Below are 14,486 nucleotides of genomic sequence, written 5' to 3'. Positions count from 1 at the left end.
GATAACTTGGTGGGTCTGGTAGGACTTGAACCTACGACCCCCGCCTTATCAAGACGGTGCTCTAACCACCTGAGCTACAGACCCTTGGCTGTAACAGCAAACAGACCGATAAGTGTGAACGCTTCACTTGGGAAGCACGCTCTGGAAAGGAGGTGATCCAGCCGCACCTTCCGGTACGGCTACCTTGTTACGACTTCACCCCAGTCATGAACCCTGCCGTGGTAATCGCCCTCCTTGCGGTTAGGCTAACTACTTCTGGCAAAACCCACTCCCATGGTGTGACGGGCGGTGTGTACAAGACCCGGGAACGTATTCACCGCGGCATGCTGATCCGCGATTACTAGCGATTCCAGCTTCACGTAGTCGAGTTGCAGACTACGATCCGGACTACGATGCGTTTTCTGGGATTAGCTCCCCCTCGCGGGTTGGCAACCCTCTGTACGCACCATTGTATGACGTGTGAAGCCCTACCCATAAGGGCCATGAGGACTTGACGTCATCCCCACCTTCCTCCGGTTTGTCACCGGCAGTCTCTCTAGAGTGCCCTTTCGTAGCAACTAGAGACAAGGGTTGCGCTCGTTGCGGGACTTAACCCAACATCTCACGACACGAGCTGACGACAGCCATGCAGCACCTGTGTCCACTTTCCCTTTCGGGCACCTGATGCATCTCTGCTTCGTTAGTGGCATGTCAAGGGTAGGTAAGGTTTTTCGCGTTGCATCGAATTAATCCACATCATCCACCGCTTGTGCGGGTCCCCGTCAATTCCTTTGAGTTTTAATCTTGCGACCGTACTCCCCAGGCGGTCAACTTCACGCGTTAGCTTCGTTACTGAAGAAATGAATCCCCAACAACTAGTTGACATCGTTTAGGGCGTGGACTACCAGGGTATCTAATCCTGTTTGCTCCCCACGCTTTCGTGCATGAGCGTCAGTCACGTCCCAGGGGGCTGCCTTCGCCATCGGTATTCCTCCACATCTCTACGCATTTCACTGCTACACGTGGAATTCTACCCCCCTCTGACGCACTCTAGCCTTGCAGTCACAAGCGCCATTCCCAGGTTGAGCCCGGGGATTTCACGCCTGTCTTACAAAACCGCCTGCGCACGCTTTACGCCCAGTAATTCCGATTAACGCTCGCACCCTACGTATTACCGCGGCTGCTGGCACGTAGTTAGCCGGTGCTTATTCTTCCGGTACCGTCATCCCTCCGGGGTATTAGCCCAAAGGATTTCTTTCCGGACAAAAGTGCTTTACAACCCGAAGGCCTTCTTCACACACGCGGCATTGCTGGATCAGGGTTGCCCCCATTGTCCAAAATTCCCCACTGCTGCCTCCCGTAGGAGTCTGGGCCGTGTCTCAGTCCCAGTGTGGCTGATCGTCCTCTCAGACCAGCTACTGATCGTCGCCTTGGTGAGCCTTTACCTCACCAACTAGCTAATCAGACATCGGCCGCTCCTATTGCGCGAGGCCTTACGGTCCCCCGCTTTCACCCTCAGGTCGTATGCGGTATTAGCTAATCTTTCGACTAGTTATCCCCCACAACAGGGCACGTTCCGATGTATTACTCACCCGTTCGCCACTCGCCGCCAGACCGAAGTCCGCGCTGCCGTTCGACTTGCATGTGTAAGGCATGCCGCCAGCGTTCAATCTGAGCCAGGATCAAACTCTTCAGTTCAATCTCTGTGTGGTTCCGCGCAGTTGCCTGCGCAAACCTCGCTCTTTCGAGCGGTCGCTCACTCTCAGAAAACTGACTGGCTCCGTCCGAAGACGAAACCAAACATGTTTACTGTGCGAGCACTGATAACTTGTAAGCTAGAAGACCGAGGTCTTCCGCTTCCCGCATCAAGCGCCCACACTTATCGGCTGTTTGTTTGTTAAAGAACTCACGCGATTCGCTTTGCTTATCGCGTCGCTGCGTTGTCAGCAGCAGAGAAACGAGATTATGAACAACTTTCTGCGTTTCGTCAACAGGTTCGAAGCATCTTTTTCGCTTCGGTCAGTCGCGCTTCGCAGCACCACCCACCATCCTGCCAACCCCGCAACCCGCGTCGCCGCTGGCTTTGCCGCTGCGCTTCGTGTTGCGAGGGGGCGAATAGTAGGCCAGTCCGGCCGCCTTGGCAAGCCTTTTTGACAAGAAGAAGAAAAAGCCGAAAAAACACAGCATAGGTGGCGCAAGCGCCACCTATGCTGCCCGACGGGGCCAGGGGGCCGTCCCGCCAGTCCTCTCCACTCTCTATATATAGAATCGACATATCCCAGATGGCCGGGATGACGGGGCAGCCACGCCACCTCGTCCAGTCTCTCCCCCTCACCACACTGTACAAGGACACCCCATGACGATTCACGCAAGCTGGAAAGCCGACCAGGGCTCGAGTGCCTGCGCACTGGACAATGGCACCGCCCATTGGGCAGCCGACCTCGATACCTCGGCCGGCGGCGACCCGAGCCTGCCCAATCCGCACGATCTGCTGGATTCGGCACTGGCCGCCTGCACCACGCTGACGATCCAGCTTTATGCCAAGCGCAAGGCCTACCCGATCCGATCGGTCGCCGTCTCGGTCGCTCACGTGGAAGAAGCCGGCAAGTACCAGCTCAAGCGGACCATCAAGATCGAGGGCGAACTGGAACAGCCGGTGCTCGACGATCTCCTGCGCGTGGCCAATCGCTGCCCGGTCCACAAGAGCCTGTCGGCCCAGATCAGTATCGAGACCTCGCTGGCCTGAGCGACGCGCCGCCTCGCCTACCGGCAAGGCCCAGGCGCAGGCGGGCGCACCCCGGCATGTTCGAGACGTCCTTGCCGACATCTCTTCTGCCATCAAACCCTCGGGCGGAAAGAGCTGGCATGACGCACTGCAGTATGCCAGGCCGCGGAGCGTGAACCGGGCGGGCTTCGGCGCGGACAGAAGCACAATGTTCGATATGTCCTGGTCTTGGTTCGCTCCGTCCCTTCCCGACGGCCCGCAGCCGCGGCTATCGTTACCTCCACACATAACATCCGCCCCTGGAGACAACGATGCGCACCCAAGTCGCCATCATCGGCGCGGGCCCCGCAGGCCTGCTGCTCGGACAATTGCTGGCCCGCGCCGGCATCGACGCCGTCATCCTCGAACAGCGCAGTCCCGACTATGTGCTCGGCCGGATCCGAGCGGGCATCCTGGAGAGTGTCACGGTCGATGCCCTCGAGCGCGCCGGCGTCGCAGCACGGCTGCACCGGGAAGGACTGGTCCACCATGGCATCGAGCTGGCATTCGACGGTACGCGCCACCGCATCGACCTGCACGCGCTGATCGGCCGTTCGGTCACGGTCTACGGGCAGACCGAGGTCACCCACGACCTGATGGACGCCCGCGCCGCCGCAGGCGCGCTCACCATCTATGAAGCGGAGCAGGTCAGTCTGCACGACTTCGACGCGGACACGCCGCGCGTGCGCTACACGAAGGACGGCCGACAGCATGAACTGCAGTGCGATTTCATCGCCGGCTGCGACGGCTTCCACGGCGTCAGCCGGCAGAGCGTCCCCGAGCGCTCGCGCCAGATCTTCGAACGCGTCTATCCGTTCGGCTGGCTCGGCGTGCTGAGCGAGACGCCGCCGGTTGCCGACGAACTGATCTACGCCAGCCACGAGCGCGGCTTCGCGCTATGCAGCATGCGCTCGCTGACGCGCAGCCGCTACTACATCCAGGTACCCGCAGACGAGCAGGCGAAGGACTGGAGCGATGCACGCTTCTGGGACGAACTGCGCCGCCGCCTCGATCCGGCCGCCGCCGAGGCATTGGTCACCGGCCCCAGCATCGAAAAGAGCATCGCGCCACTGCGCAGCTTCGTCTGCGAGCCCATACGCTTCGGCCGGCTGTTCCTCGCCGGGGATGCCGCTCACATCGTGCCACCCACCGGCGCCAAAGGCCTGAACCTGGCGGCGAGCGACGTGCTCTACCTGGCCGACGGCCTGATCCAGTACTACCAGGAGCGCGACGGCGGCGGCCTCGACGGCTACTCGCACAAATGCCTGGCACGCATCTGGAAGGCGGAGCGCTTCTCCTGGTGGATGACCTCCCTGCTGCACCGCTTTCCCGATGCGGACGCCTTCGCCAGGCGCTTGCAGCAGGCCGAACTGGACTATGTGGTCGGCTCGGCTGCGGCCTCGGCCGCGCTGGCCGAGAACTACGTGGGCCTGCCGTACTGAGTACCGAGCCACTGCCGGCGTGAAGCCGGCGGTGGCCGGCAAGCTTGCCGCCGCAAATGATAATGGTTATCATTTAAATCTCAGGTCATTCGACACCGCCTGAGTCAGCAAATGGGTTGCCGGACACCTCGTGTCCGGCGTTTTTTCCCACGTCCGCCAATACCTCGGCACGCGCCCCGCGGCGCCATGCCCGCACCCAGGTCATGCCTCGCCGCCCGGACTGTTCCCGCATTGCCCTGCCCGGCATGCGCGGCAGACCCAGGGCGGACGCACCCGACTCTGTTCGCTGCACCACCAAGCACGCGCCCCCGGCTGCCGCAAACAGCACAGCGGTTTTTGCCGCCGCCCGGCCCCGCTCGTACGATCAAGGGACAAAGACAAGAGCTTTGTTGCTAGGCATTTCGACGGGTAGGGATGCGGAGGGGGTCTCCATCTTGGCAAGTTATTTCGAAGAGTATTGCGCCCGCATCCTGCGCGGCGGGGCGGTGGGCGTGATCGCGTCGCCGGTCCTGGTCCAGCACGATGCCATCCATAGCGCCAGCTATGTGCCGTTCGAGCACCGGAATCCCGGCGCCAGGCTGGCGCTGGTCAGCCTGACGCCAGGCCACACGCACGTCAGGCTCGCGGCGGAGCTGACCGCGCGCCTGCTGGCGACACAGCGGCCCGGACGCGCGATCCAGCGCGAGAACAAGCGGGAAGTGGAATTGGGTGGAGCGCTGATCCGCCCCAACCTGATCCGCATGCTTGATCATTTCCAACTACCCAGGCTGCTCGGGATAGCGGCGGCGGCCTCGCTGTGGGGCGAGGCCTTCGACCTCCTGCAGCCGCTCGCGCTGCTGCCCCATGCCACGACCCGGCGCGGACAGGTCTTCGATGGCGCGCTGGCGGCCCTGCTCGACGTGCCCATGCTGCGCGCCATCTATGACGAACATTTCCTCGGCCTGTTGCCGCGCCTGCCGGTAGACATGCTCTATCTCGGCCTGGGCCGCACGGCCTGGGCCGGCCTGCTGCACGCTGCGGCGCTGGGCCTGCTGCCCCGGCGCCAGCTGCTGGGCATGCTGCCGGTGCCCGCCAGGGCCGGCAATATGGTGCGTTACTTCCTGCGCGAGATCCACGCCCACGAATTGTCCGGCAACGATCCGGTACGCCACCGCCTGCCCTGGCTGGACGCGGCCCGGGCGGAACTGGAGGCTGCCATCAGCGCACGCCTGGCCGGGCAAGCGGCGCCACGCGGAACCCTGGCCACCGCCGGCTAGCCCGCTCCCCGTATGTCCAGCCACATGCTCGCCTCCACCTGCCCCCCGGGAAGTAGGGTGAAAAGCACTACGCAATCGCCCGTTATCGCTCATGAGGGATTCGACCCCCCTCAAGTTCCCGATTTCGCGGCCCCCGTGGCCGCGATTTTTTTGCCTGGCCCGGGCCGTCGCTGCCGGCCTCCCGCCGGCGCCGCGCCCTACAATCGTGGTTGACTTCACCACACGACCGGCCCATGCCCATCGACCGGCACGCCGCCACCAGCCGCCCCGTCCTCCATCGCCAGTGGCGCCCAGCGGCCCGCCTGCGGCTCCGGTTCGGTTTCGCCTGGCGCTGCGCGCTGCTGATGCCTGCGCTGGCGCTGGCGCAACCGGCGCACGACACCACCCCGGCCGCGACGGCAGCGGCATCGGTCCAGCCGGCCGCAGCCGCTTCGGCGGTGCCAGCCCCGCGGGGACCGGCCGGCGGCGCCTTCTCCTCCGCCCATCCGGCCGGCCCCCTGCCACCCGGCTGGCATAACCTGCCGGTCGTCAAGGGCAAGCGCCTGACCCATTACACGCTGGTGGACGATGGCGGCAACACCGTGATCCAGGCCGATGCCGACGGCTCCGCCTCGGCGCTGCTGCGCCACGGCGACATCGACCTGGCGCAGACGCCCGCCGTCAGCTGGCGCTGGAAGGTCGCCGCGCCGATCACCGGTGCCGACAACCACCTGTCCGCACAGGAAGACGCGCCCGCGCGCCTGGTGTTCTTCTTCGACGGCGACCGCAGCAAGCTGACGTTTGGCCAGCGGGTACAGATGCACCTCGCCCAGGGCCTGGCCGGCATGGAACTGCCCTACGCCACCTTGATGTACATCTGGTCGGAATCCGCACCGCCGGGCGCCGTGATCGCCAATCCCCTCACCTCACGGGTGCAGATGATCGTGGTCAGCGGCGGCAGCGCCGAGGCCGGCCGCTGGCTGCAGTTCCAGCGCGACATCGTGCGCGACTACGAGCAGGTCTTCCATGAGAAACCGGGCAAGCTGATCGCCTACGGCCTGTTGACCGACACCGACAATACCGGCACCACGGCACGTGCCTGGTACGGTGACCTGCATTTCCAGCCCGAGCATTGAGCCCCCGTGGCGCGCCCGCCCGGAAGCAGCCCGCCCACCTCCGCGCCGCTTAGCGGGGCGGCGGCCGCTGCGCCAGCGCGGCGCGCAGCCGCTCGCCGACGCGTGCGGCAAGCGCGCCGCCCGCACTCGCCCCGCCCGCCTCGATCGCCTGCCGCACGCTGACCACGGCGGCCGGGTCGTAATGGCGGCCGCTGCCAAGCCGCGCCTCGAATCCGTTGGCGCGCCGGTGGATCTCGTCCAGGTCGGCATCGACCACCAGCACCGCATGGGCCAGCACCACATGCCCCGGGGTGGCTCCGGCCTGCGCCGCCGGCACGCGGCGCCAGTATTGCGCCGTGCCCGCGATCTTGCGCGCGGCACCGGCCGGCCCCCAGGCGAGATTGAAGCGGCCGTCGCAGAACGACCCGTCGACCGCCTGCCAGTGCGTCGCCACGCCGAGCGCGTCCAGGGCCGCCCGCAGCACGTCGCACAGATGCAGGTAGACCGCCTCGGCCAGGTCGCCCGGAGCGCCGCCCACGCGGTAGGCCAAGGTCAGGTTCAGGATGCCCGGTCCCTGCGGCACCAGCCCGCCGCCGGACTGGCGCAGCCACACCGGACAGCCGCGCGCGGCGAAGTCCGTCCGCGCCGCCTCGAAGGCAGCGAAGCGCAGGTAGCTGCGCGGCACCACCAGCGAGGCGGGCGCCTGCCACAGCTGCGCCAGCGGCGCGCCCGCCTCCGCCCTGGCGAGCAGCGCCAGCTCGGCGTGCAGCGGGCCGTCCGCGGAGACTTCCGGCTCGACGAGTTCGAATGGCATCGTTGTGGTGATCGGAAAGGGAAGGACGGGCCGCGACCCGCGGCAGGCGACCGCGTGCCATTGGACCGCATGCCATTGTCCATCGCAGCGGACCGTGGCGCCAGCCGCCGCCCGGACCGCGACGCCGCTGTGCGACGGGCCCGGGAGCAGCGTGCGGCGGCGCGCCGCCGCACGCCGTGTCAGCCTGCCACGTGCTGCCTGAGCAAGGCGTTGACTTCGGCCGCCTTCTCCATCTGGCTCATATGGCCGGCGTCGGCAAACACCTTCACCGTGGCACCGGCCGGCGCATTGCCGGCGTGCTCGGCGGGGATGATGCGATCCTGCGCGCCCCAGATCACCAGCACGCGCGCCGGCCCTGCCCCGGCCAGGCGCAGGCCGGGACGCTCCTGCTGCCGCCCGCCGGCGAACAGGCCGGCGTCCAGGGCCGCCAGCGCCTCGCCCACACCGTCCAGGCGCTTGTAGCGGAGCAGGTCATCCAGCATCTGCCGGCTGACCAGTGCCGGATCGGCGAAGAGCTGCTCCACCACCGGCTTCAGTTCGCGCCGCGACTGTGCCGCGACGAAGCCGGCCGTATAGCCCTGGTTGACCTCCTCGCCCAGGCCCGCGGGCGATATCAGCGCCAGCGACAGCACCCGCCCCGGCGCATCGAGCGCGAGCTGTGCCGCGACCCCGCCGCCCATCGAGTGGCCGACCACATGCGCGGCCTCGAGTCCGGCCGCATCCATGAAGCGCGCCACGAAGGCCGCCAGTGCGGCCAGCGTGGTGCCGGGCAGCCGTGGCGTGGACTGTCCGTGCGCGGGGAGGTCGAGCGCATAGACGGCGTGGCCCTCGGCCAGGGCATCGAGATTGAACAGCCAGTTGTCGAGGTCGCCGCCGAAGCCGTGCAGGAACAGCACCGGCGCACCGCCCACGCCCTTCTTCGCATAGCGCACGCGGATGCCGTCGACGTCTGCATACTGGTAGGCGGAAGCGGCTTCGTCCGCTTCGTCCTCGTCGCTCGACGGCGTCTCGTAGCCCGCCACGTAAGCGTCGATCTCGGCGTCGCTGACCTCGGGCGACGCCAGCACGCCGAGCAGCGCCTTGACCGGCAGCACGTCACCCACGGCGGCCACCTTGCGCCGCAGGATGCCGGCGTCGGACGCCTCCACCGCATTGGCGATCTTGTCGGTCTCCACGTCGAGAATCGGCATGCCGACCGCAATCGCATCGCCTTCGGCGACCAGCCAGTCGTTGATCGTCCCTTCCTTCATCGACAGGCCCCATTTGGGCATCACGATGGGCGTGATGCCCTTGTCTTGCGTGGTCGCGCCCATCAGTGTTTCCCTCCCTTCATGGTCTTGCGCGCGGCATCGGCGATCTGCGCCGCGCTGGGGATGTAGAGATCCTCCAGCACGGGCGAGAACGGCACCGGCGTATGCGGCGGGCATACCATCTCGATGCCGGCCTTGAGCGCGCCGAACGCCTGCGAGGCGACCTGCGCGGCGATGTCGGTGGCGATGTTGCAGCGCGGGCTGGCCTCGTCGACCACCACCAGGCGGCCGGTATTCTCGACTGTCTCCAGCACCGTATCGAGATCCAGCGGCGACAGCGTGCGCAGGTCCACCACTTCGGCCTCGATGCCTTCCTTGGCCAGCGTCGCGGCCGCTTCCAGCGCGCGGTGCACCATCAGGCCATAGGTGACGATGGACACGTCCTTGCCGTCGCGCACCACATTGGCTTCGCCGAAGGGAATCGCATAGGAGTTCTCCGGTACTTCGCCCTCCAGGCCATAGAGGTTCTTGTGCTCGCAGAAGATGACCGGATCGTTGTCGCGGATCGCCTGGATCAGCAGGCCCTTGGTGTCGTAGGGCGTGGACGGGCACACCACCTTGAGCCCGGGCACGTGGGTGAAGATCGGCGTCAGCATCTGGCTGTGCTGCGCGGCCGCACGGAAGCCCGCGCCCACCATGGCGCGGATCACCACCGGCGTCTCGGCCTTGCCGCCGAACATGTAGCGGAACTTGGCCGCCTGGTTGAAGATCTGGTCGAAGCACACGCCCATGAAGTCGATGAACATCAGTTCGGCGATGGGGCGCATGCCGCAGGCGGCGGCGCCGATGGCGGCGCCGACGTAGGCGGACTCCGACAGCGGCGTGTCGAGCAGCCGGTCGCCATGCTTGGCGTACAAGCCCTTGGTGACGCCGAGGACCCCGCCCCAGGCGTCCTTCTCGCCGTCCGCGCCGGCGCCGCCGACGATATCCTCGCCGAGCATGATCACGCTCGGGTCACGGGTCATTTCCTGGTCGATCGCTTCGTTGATCGCCAGCTTCATGCTGAGTCTGCGCGACATGTCTTGTCTCCTGTCGATGCTGGTGGTGTTTTCTCGGCGCTTGCCGCTGCGTATCGAACGTATCGAACGTATCGAATCCGCCGGTGGCGCGATATCGGTCTGCCCGCGCTCAGTAGCGCACGTAGACGTCGGTGAGCAGGTCTGCCGGACCGGGCTGCGGCGCGGCCTTCGCCTCCTGCACCGCGTGCTCGATCAGCGCGGCCACCTCGCGGTCGATCGCTTCGAGTTCCGCGGCGGACAGCGCCTCCGCCTGCGTGACCGTGCGTGCGAAGCGCTTCAGGCAGTCCTTGTTGGCGCGGATGTCGTCCAGCTCGCCGGCGGCACGGTAGGTCTGCGCATCGCCCTCGAAGTGGCCGTAGAAGCGAACCATCTTGCACTCGAGCAACGAAGGGCCGCCGCCTTCGCGCGCGCGCCGGATCACCTCGCCGGCCGCTTCGTGCACAGCGAAGAAATCGGTGCCGTCCACGGTCACGCCGGGTACGCCGAAGCCGGCGGCGCGGTCCACGTAGCTGTCGACCGCGGTGCCGTACTCGCGCGCGGTCGACTCGGCGTAGCCGTTGTTCTCGATGACGAAGATCACCGGCAGGTTCCACACCGCGGCCAGGTTGAGGCTTTCGAGGAAAGTGCCCTGGTTGGAGGCGCCATCGCCGACGAAGGTCACGCCGACCTCGCCCTTGCCGCGGAACTTCGCTGCCAGCGCGGCACCGCAGATCAGCGGCGCGCCCGCGCCGAGGATGCCGTTGGCGCCCATCATGCCCTTGGACAGGTCGGCGATATGCATGGAGCCGCCCTTGCCATTGCAGGATCCGCCCTTGCGTCCGTAGATCTCCTTCATCATCGCCACCGGGTCCACGCCCTTGGCGATGCAGTGGCCGTGCCCGCGATGGGTACTGGCGATGCGGTCGCCGTCATGCAGGTGGTGCAGGATGCCGACGCCCGCGGCTTCCTCGCCGGCATACAGGTGGACGAAGCCGGGGATGTCGCCGCGCGAGAAATCCACGTGCAGTCGTTCCTCGAACTCGCGGATCGTGCGCATCCTGCGGTAGACGTCCAGCAGCATCTGCTTGTCGAGCGGTAGCGGCGCCGCCGCGCCGCGCGAAGAGGAAGTGGCCATCGCTGTCTCCTTTGTCATGGCTTTGGGGGGGAAAACTGGGTCATGCCTGCACGGTGCCGCGCATCAGTCCGGCATCGGCCGCATACCGCATGCAGGCCGACACGTCGAGGCTGCGGAAGGCCTGCTCGTGCAGCGTGATGGTGACCTCGTCGTGCGCGCCGAAGGCGAGCTCGCGTTCGCCGTCCAGCGCCACGATGCCGCTGCGCTGTCGCACCGGGGCCGGATGGCCGTGCTCCAGCCGGCGCCAGCCCGCCACCGGCACCGGGCACAGCAGGCCGGGCGCGATCGGCGCCTGCAGCACGAAGGCGCAATCGTCGTGCGTGCCGAGCTCGATCGCCAACCCGCCCGCCTCGCGGCGGCCGATGGGCTGCAGCAGGCCGGCGATGGACGACAGGCCGATCGCCTCCGGATCGGCATAGGCGGCATAGATCGCGGCCAGCGTGTCGGGCTTCCACAAGGCGCGCGCGCCGATGAAGTGTTCATGCGAGATGACCGCGTCGACCAGCGCGATATCGCGCCGCAGGCCGCCGTCCCCGTCGCGAATGGCGATGTCGAGCCGCTTGTTCCACAGCAGCGCCCGCGCGGCGGGCACGCGCCCGCTGGCGAACAGGCCGGCGGCGAGGCCGGTCACGGTCGGCTCGCGCATCTCGGGAAAGGCGTTATTGGTGCCGGTCGACAGGCCGGCGATCGGCACCGCGCCGCATTCGCGCACCACGGCGCGATGGGTGCCGTCGCCGCCCAGCACGATGATGGCCGCCACGCCGGCCTCGGCCATGCGGCGCGCGGCCAGCAGCGTGTCGTCGACGCTGGCCGTGACCGGCATGTCGAGGTAGTCGACGGCCGGCAGCGCGGCATCGGGGCCATGCCGGCGCGACAGATGGCGCGCCAGCATCACGCGCAACCCTTCGCGGTCCGGCATCATCAGGACGCGGCCGACGCCGCAGGCCGCCAGCGCGGCCAGCAGGCGCAGCACGATATTGACGCGGTCAGCCAGTTGCAGGCTGTTGGCGTTGGCGATCACGCGGCGGATGTCGCGCGCCGACACCGGGTTGGCGATGATGCCCACCAGCGGCGCTGCGGCGCGGGTCGGCTGGCCCATGCCTGTCTCCTGTGTTTTTGGATGTCTGCACAGGTATCTGCAACGGGCGTGCCAGCCTTCGGGCGGGCGGCCGCGGCAGCGGCGGAAACGCCACCGCCGCCCGCACAGGCGCGCCGCGGCTGGGCCCGGCCCGCGCGCACGGGCGGCACCGTCCCTCGCTACGCGGCGGCTTGCTGCAATGCGGGCGTGACAGGTGTCACGGGGCGGGTGTCACATCACGTGAACAGGTGACACGTGCGGTGACGCGCGCGCCGGAACGCGCGGCGCCCCGCCGCCGGCGGAGACGCCCACCGCGTGCCGAAGGTGAACGCAGAAGGTGAGCAGAGAGGGTGTGAGCGGAGACGGATGGGCGGAGACACGCGTACCGGGACGCGCAATGGCGGGGGAGAGGAGCAATGCAGGGCAGCGAGCGCCGGCGCGGCCGGCCCTTGCCTACCCTGCCGCGTCGCGATGGTTCGGCGACTGGATGCCGAGGCGCGCCATGCGCCGGTAGAGCGTCATACGGCTGACACCGATCTGGCGCGCCACCGCGCTCAGGTTCCAGTTGGCCGCGCGCAGGTACTGCATCAGCAGCAGGCCGTCCGCTGACAGGGTCGTCTGCGCCGTCTGTGGCAAGGGCATGGAACCCTCCTGCGCGCGCGCTACCGCGGCCGCGCCAGCGTTACCGTGCAAGGCCTCCGGCAGGTCCGCCGATTCGATGCAGGCACCCGCGCAGACCGCGCGCGCATACTCCAGCGCATTGCGCAGTTCGCGCAGGTTGCCCGGCCAGCGGTGCCGGTGCAGGCACGCCCGCGCCTCGGCCGACAGCAGCACCGGCCCGGCGGCGGCGGCCGGCTCGCCTTCGGCCAGCAGCTTGTCGACCAGCCAGTCGAGGTCGGCGCGCGCGCGCAGCGGCGGCAAAGTGAAGCGGGCGCCGTTGAGGCGGTAGTAGAGGTCCTCGCGGAAGCGTCCCTGCCGCACGAGCGCCTCCAGGTCCTGGTGGGTGGCGCAGACCACGCGCAGGCGCACCGGCACCGGCCGGGCCGCACCGACCGGCATCACCTCTCCCTCGGCCAGCACGCGCAGCAGGCGCGACTGCAAGCCGAGCGGCATGTCCCCGATCTCGTCGAGGAACAGCGTACCGCCATCGGCTTCCTGGATCAGGCCGCGCTTGCCGCGCGCGCCGGCGCCGGAGAAGCTGTTGGGCAGGTGGCCGAACAGCTCGCTTTCGATCAGCGTCTCGGGAATCGCCGCGCAATTGACGGCGACGAAAGGCCCGGCACGCCGCGCACTGGCGGCGTGCAGCGCCTTGGCGAAGTACTCCTTGCCGCTGCCGGTCTCGCCGTGGACCAGCAGGTGGATGGGCGAATCCACCAGCCTGGCCGCGCGTTCCAGTTGCTGCTGCAACGCCGCATCGCCCCCGCACAGCGCGGCCAGCGGCGCCGGCAGCGCGACGCGGCGCGGCGCCTCGGCCGCCACCGCGGGCCGCGCCGGCGGCGTCGCGCTCAGGTAGAGCAGGCCGCCGCTGCGCGCCAGCGCCAGCACGCGCTGCTCGCTGGGCGTGGAGTGCACGAAGCGCCCGAGTTCGTCCAGGCGCGCCTCGAACACCTCGTCGAAGGCCAGCCCGAGCAGCGGACGCGCCAGGCCGGCCGGCCCCCACTCCGCCTCGAGCATGCGCTGGGCCCGCCGGTTGTGGCCGACGATGCGCCCCGCCGCGTCGAGCGCGATCAGGTATTCGGGATTGACATCGAGGAACTCGGGCGCGGCGTTCAGCCGCAGGATCCAGTCGCGCCGGTGCACGCGCAGGAAGTTGGCGTTCTCGATATGGGCCGCGTAGATCTTCACCAGCTGCAGCGCCAGCGCCTGGCTGGCCTTGGCCGATGGCGAGACCAGCGCGGAAATGTCGAGCACGGCGTTGAGGCTGCCGCGCGTGTCGAACAGCGGTGCGGCGGTGCAGGTCAGCGGAATATGGGTGGCGTCGAAGTGATCGGCCTGGTGGACGGTCAGCGCCTCGCCGGTCGCCAGCGCGGTGCCCACCGCGCAGGTGCCGGCACCGCGCTCGCTCCACTCGGCGCCGAGATAGAGTCCGGCGCGGCGCAGCGGCGCGTCGGCGCCGGCGTCGCCGAGGTAATCGACGGTGACGCCCTGCGCGTCGGTCAGCAGCACCACGTAGCCCATGCCGGCCACCTGGCCGTAGAGCGTCTGCAGACCGTGGCGCGCGATCCGCACGAAGTCGTCCAGGCGCTGCTGGTGCTCGCGCAGCCGCGCCTGCGGCAGGATGCGTGCCTCCTGCATGCGTGACGGATCGAGCCCGTACTGGTGCACGCAGCGGCGCCAGGAATTGTGGATGACAGCATCGTCCGCGGCCTCGGGCCACAGCGCCAGGCCGCGTGCCGTCGCCTGGACTACCGTCTCGATGTGCTCGCGCTGGCGCAGGTCCATCGTCGTCTCCTAGTCGTCCGGTGCCCCGGCGGCCACCGCGCGCTGGCGGGCGGCCGTCGGGCGACCGGCGGGCGGGCGCATGGATGCGCTTTCTCTGCCTGTGGAATGGAACGCCTGAATTCGGACTTCTACTGTATCCGAGAGGCTCCGGCTTGAGCAAACACGGCGACCGGG

10 protein-coding genes, 1 tRNA gene and 1 rRNA gene are annotated in these 14,486 nt (G+C 67.8%); 4 read left to right on the top strand and 8 right to left on the bottom strand.

From position 1 onward, the window contains the following. Window positions 1–7: 7 nt before the first annotated feature. Both BKK80_RS20800 and BKK80_RS20795 read right to left on the bottom strand, forming a co-directional pair. Window positions 8–84 (bottom strand) — tRNA-Ile (locus BKK80_RS20800). Window positions 85–145: 61 nt separating this feature from the next. Continuing rightward, window positions 146–1,677: ribosomal RNA gene (locus tag BKK80_RS20795) — 16S ribosomal RNA — on the bottom strand. A 658-nt stretch (window positions 1,678–2,335) separates the two neighbouring features. Between BKK80_RS20795 and BKK80_RS20790 the strand changes: the two genes are divergently transcribed. The 4 genes from BKK80_RS20790 to BKK80_RS20775 all read left to right on the top strand — a co-directional run bounded on the left by BKK80_RS20790 (window position 2,336) and on the right by BKK80_RS20775 (window position 6,556). Continuing rightward, window positions 2,336–2,725, top strand: coding sequence for an OsmC family protein (locus BKK80_RS20790; protein ID WP_071017426.1), 390 nt, complete (start codon window positions 2,336–2,338; stop codon window positions 2,723–2,725). 290 nt (window positions 2,726–3,015) lie between these two features. After that, window positions 3,016–4,185 (top strand): 4-hydroxybenzoate 3-monooxygenase, encoded by a 1,170-nt coding sequence (gene pobA, locus BKK80_RS20785; protein WP_071017427.1) that lies wholly within the window; start codon window positions 3,016–3,018, stop codon window positions 4,183–4,185. Window positions 4,186–4,619: 434 nt separating this feature from the next. After that, window positions 4,620–5,441: a hypothetical protein gene (locus tag BKK80_RS20780; RefSeq protein WP_071017429.1), complete on the top strand. Its 822-nt coding sequence runs from the start codon at window positions 4,620–4,622 to the stop codon at window positions 5,439–5,441. A gap of 233 nt (window positions 5,442–5,674) precedes the next feature. After that, a complete protein-coding gene (locus BKK80_RS20775) occupies window positions 5,675–6,556 on the top strand; it encodes a DUF3047 domain-containing protein (RefSeq protein WP_231908185.1) in 882 nt (293 codons plus the stop codon). 49 nt (window positions 6,557–6,605) lie between these two features. On the opposite strand, the gene BKK80_RS20770 is transcribed toward BKK80_RS20775, so the two are convergent. The 6 genes from BKK80_RS20770 to BKK80_RS20745 all read right to left on the bottom strand — a co-directional run bounded on the left by BKK80_RS20770 (window position 6,606) and on the right by BKK80_RS20745 (window position 14,312). Next, complete coding sequence (locus BKK80_RS20770) at window positions 6,606–7,349, bottom strand: lipoyl protein ligase domain-containing protein (protein ID WP_071071037.1); 744 nt, start codon at window positions 7,347–7,349, stop codon at window positions 6,606–6,608. A gap of 179 nt (window positions 7,350–7,528) precedes the next feature. Continuing rightward, the gene (locus tag BKK80_RS20765; protein ID WP_071017433.1) at window positions 7,529–8,662 is read right to left on the bottom strand and encodes an acetoin dehydrogenase dihydrolipoyllysine-residue acetyltransferase subunit; all 1,134 of its coding nucleotides are present in this window, start codon (window positions 8,660–8,662) and stop codon (window positions 7,529–7,531) included. Then, complete coding sequence (locus BKK80_RS20760) at window positions 8,662–9,678, bottom strand: alpha-ketoacid dehydrogenase subunit beta (RefSeq protein ID WP_071017434.1); 1,017 nt, start codon at window positions 9,676–9,678, stop codon at window positions 8,662–8,664. Before BKK80_RS20760 ends, BKK80_RS20765 begins: the two co-directional genes overlap by 1 nt. Before the next feature lie 109 nt (window positions 9,679–9,787). After that, window positions 9,788–10,792, bottom strand: coding sequence for a thiamine pyrophosphate-dependent dehydrogenase E1 component subunit alpha (locus BKK80_RS20755; RefSeq protein WP_071017436.1), 1,005 nt, complete (start codon window positions 10,790–10,792; stop codon window positions 9,788–9,790). 40 nt (window positions 10,793–10,832) lie between these two features. Beyond that, complete coding sequence (locus BKK80_RS20750) at window positions 10,833–11,891, bottom strand: ATP-NAD kinase family protein (protein WP_071017439.1); 1,059 nt, start codon at window positions 11,889–11,891, stop codon at window positions 10,833–10,835. A 432-nt stretch (window positions 11,892–12,323) separates the two neighbouring features. Beyond that, entirely contained in the window at window positions 12,324–14,312 is a 1,989-nt protein-coding gene (locus BKK80_RS20745) for a sigma-54-dependent Fis family transcriptional regulator (protein WP_071017440.1), read from the bottom strand. Window positions 14,313–14,486 lie beyond the last annotated feature (174 nt).

Source organism: Cupriavidus malaysiensis, assembly GCF_001854325.1.
Taxonomy (GTDB): Bacteria; Pseudomonadota; Gammaproteobacteria; order Burkholderiales; family Burkholderiaceae; genus Cupriavidus; species Cupriavidus malaysiensis.
The sequence above is the reverse complement of the archived record's forward strand: the minus strand, read 5'-3'. Positions and strand labels throughout refer to the sequence as shown.